Origin of the sequence: Acinetobacter thutiue (genome assembly GCF_030385805.1) — a bacterium.
Lineage (GTDB): Bacteria > Pseudomonadota > Gammaproteobacteria > Pseudomonadales > Moraxellaceae > Acinetobacter > Acinetobacter corruptisaponis.
This window is the reverse complement of sequence record NZ_JAUDZE010000021.1, coordinates 1-3095: the sequence shown is the minus strand read 5'-3', so window position 1 is coordinate 3095 and position 3095 is coordinate 1. Positions and strand designations below refer to the sequence as shown.

Here is a 3095-nt window from a genome sequence, read left to right as displayed (position 1 = left end):
ATTTAAAAGCTGGCGATGACTTACTCTCACATGGCAAACGCCACACTACCATCAGCGCGGGGAGGTTTCACTTCTGAGTTCGGGAAGGGATCAGGTGGTTCACTCCTGCTATTGTCGCCAGCAAACTGTTTATGGATACTTGCCTAGTCTTATTCACTTTTGTGATGCTTTGCTTTTTCCAAATGAGTTTAACGGATTAGCTGTTGAGTCTGTTTTAGTGTTCGTAGTTTAACTAGTTTCTACACTAAATCAAGTTATTTGTATCGAACCTAGCTTGATACAACAACTGTTTGGGTGTTGTATAGTCAAGCCTCACGAGCAATTAGTATTGGTCAGCTTCACACGTCACCGTGCTTCCACACCCAACCTATCAACGTCCTGGTCTCGAACGGCTCTTTAGAGGACATAAAGTCCTGGGGAAATCTTATCTTGAGGTAGGCTTCCCGCTTAGATGCTTTCAGCGGTTATCCCTTCCGAACATAGCTACCCGGCGATGCGACTGGCGTCACAACCGGTACACCAGAGGTTCGTCCACTCTGGTCCTCTCGTACTAGGAGCAGATCCTCTCAAATTTCCAGCGCCCACGGTAGATAGGGACCGAACTGTCTCACGACGTTCTAAACCCAGCTCGCGTACCTCTTTAAATGGCGAACAGCCATACCCTTGGGACCTGCTTCAGCCCCAGGATGAGATGAGCCGACATCGAGGTGCCAAACACCGCCGTCGATATGAACTCTTGGGCGGTATCAGCCTGTTATCCCCAGAGTACCTTTTATCCGTTGAGCGATGGCCCTTCCATACAGAACCACCGGATCACTAAGACCTACTTTCGTACCTGCTCGACTTGTGGGTCTCGCAGTTAAGCGCGCTTTTGCCTTTATACTCTACGCGTGATTTCCGACCACGCTGAGCGCACCTTCGTACTCCTCCGTTACTCTTTAGGAGGAGACCGCCCCAGTCAAACTACCCACCAGACATGGTCCTCGCCCCGGATTACGGGGCAGAGTTAGAACCTCAACATTACCAGGGTGGTATTTCAAGGACGGCTCCATACAAACTAGCGTTCGTACTTCAAAGCCTCCCACCTATCCTACACAAGTAAGGTCAAAGTTCAATGTCAAGCTGCAGTAAAGGTTCACGGGGTCTTTCCGTCTAGCCGCGGGTACACTGCATCTTCACAGCGATTTCGATTTCACTGAGCCTCTGCTGGAGACAGCGCCGCCATCATTATGCCATTCGTGCAGGTCGGAACTTACCCGACAAGGAATTTCGCTACCTTAGGACCGTTATAGTTACGGCCGCCGTTTACTGGGGCTTCGATCAAGAGCTTCGCTTACGCTAACCCCATCAATTAACCTTCCAGCACCGGGCAGGCATCACACCCTATACGTCCACTTTCGTGTTTGCAGAGTGCTATGTTTTTAATAAACAGTTGCAGCGGCCTGGTTTCTGCGGCTGCCAACCGCTCAGGGAGCTAGTCCCATCACCGTCAGCAGCGTACCTTCTCCCGAAGTTACGGTACCATTTTGCCTAGTTCCTTCAGCAGAGTTCTCTCAAGCGCTTTGGTCTACTCGACCTGACCACCTGTGTCGGTTTCGGGTACGATTCCTGTGTAACTGAAGCTTAGAGACTTTTCCTGGAAGCATGGTATCAGCCACTTCACTGTACAAGTACAGCTTGCTATCGACTCTCAGCATAGAGCACCCCGGATTTGCCTAAGATGCATGCCTACTGTCTTCCACCTGGACAACCAACGCCAGGCTGACTTAACCTTCTCCGTCCTCTCATCGCATTACACAGAAGTATTGGAATATTAACCAATTTCCCATCGACTACGCCTCTCGGCCTCGCCTTAGGGGTCGACTCACCCAGCCCCGATTAACGTTGGACTGGAACCCTTGGTCTTTCAGCGAACGGGTTTTTCACCCGTTTTGTCGTTACTCACGTCAGCATTCGCACTTCTGATACCTCCAGCATGCTTCTCAACACACCTTCATCGGCTTACAGAACGCTCCCCTACCACGTATACAAAGTATACATCCGCAGCTTCGGCACATAGTTTTAGCCCCGTTACATCTTCCGCGCAGGCCGACTCGACTAGTGAGCTATTACGCTTTCTTTAAAGGGTGGCTGCTTCTAAGCCAACCTCCTAGCTGTCTATGCCTTCCCACATCGTTTCCCACTTAACTATGATTTTGGGGCCTTAGCTGGCGGTCTGGATTGTTTTCCTCTTGACTACGGACGTTAGCACCCGCAGTCTGTCTCCCGGATAGTACTCATTGGTATTCGGAGTTTGCATCGGTTTGGTAAGTCGGGATGACCCCCTAGCCGAAACAGTGCTCTACCCCCAATGGTATTCGTCCGAGGCGCTACCTAAATAGCTTTCGGGGAGAACCAGCTATCACCAGGCTTGATTAGCCTTTCACCCCTATCCACAAGTCATCCCCTGGCTTTTCAACGACAGTGGGTTCGGTCCTCCAGTTAGTGTTACCCAACCTTCAACCTGCTCATGGATAGATCGCCTGGTTTCGGGTCTATACCCAGCAACTATACGCCCTATTAAGACTCGGTTTCCCTACGGCTCCCCTATGCGGTTAACCTCGCTACTGAATATAAGTCGCTGACCCATTATACAAAAGGTACGCAGTCACCCAACAAAGTGGGCTCCCACTGCTTGTATGCATGCGGTTTCAGGATCTATTTCACTCCCCTCACAGGGGTTCTTTTCGCCTTTCCCTCACGGTACTGGTTCACTATCGGTCAGTCAGGAGTATTTAGCCTTGGAGGATGGTCCCCCCATATTCAGACAAGGTTTCACGTGCCTCGCCCTACTCGTCATCATTGTGTGTGCCCTTTCGTGTACGGGAATATCACCCTCTACGTTCGCACTTCCCAGAGCGTTCCACTAGAACACACACAACTTAATGGGCTGATCCCCGTTCGCTCGCCGCTACTAAGGGAATCTCAATTGATTTCTTTTCCTAAGGGTACTGAGATGTTTCACTTCCCCTCGTTCGCCTTATATTCCTATGTATTCAGAATATAATACCTACCTTATGGTAAGTGGGTTCCCCCATTCAGACATCTCCGGATCA

At 50.3% G+C, this 3095-nt stretch carries 2 rRNA genes; both read right to left on the bottom strand.

Features of this window, described 5'->3' with window-relative positions:
• Positions 1–7: 7 nt before the first annotated feature.
• A 5S ribosomal RNA gene (rrf, locus tag QTA56_RS18205) occupies positions 8–122 on the bottom strand.
• A gap of 179 nt (positions 123–301) precedes the next feature.
• Positions 302–3095: ribosomal RNA gene (locus QTA56_RS18200) — 23S ribosomal RNA — on the bottom strand; the annotation flags it as partial.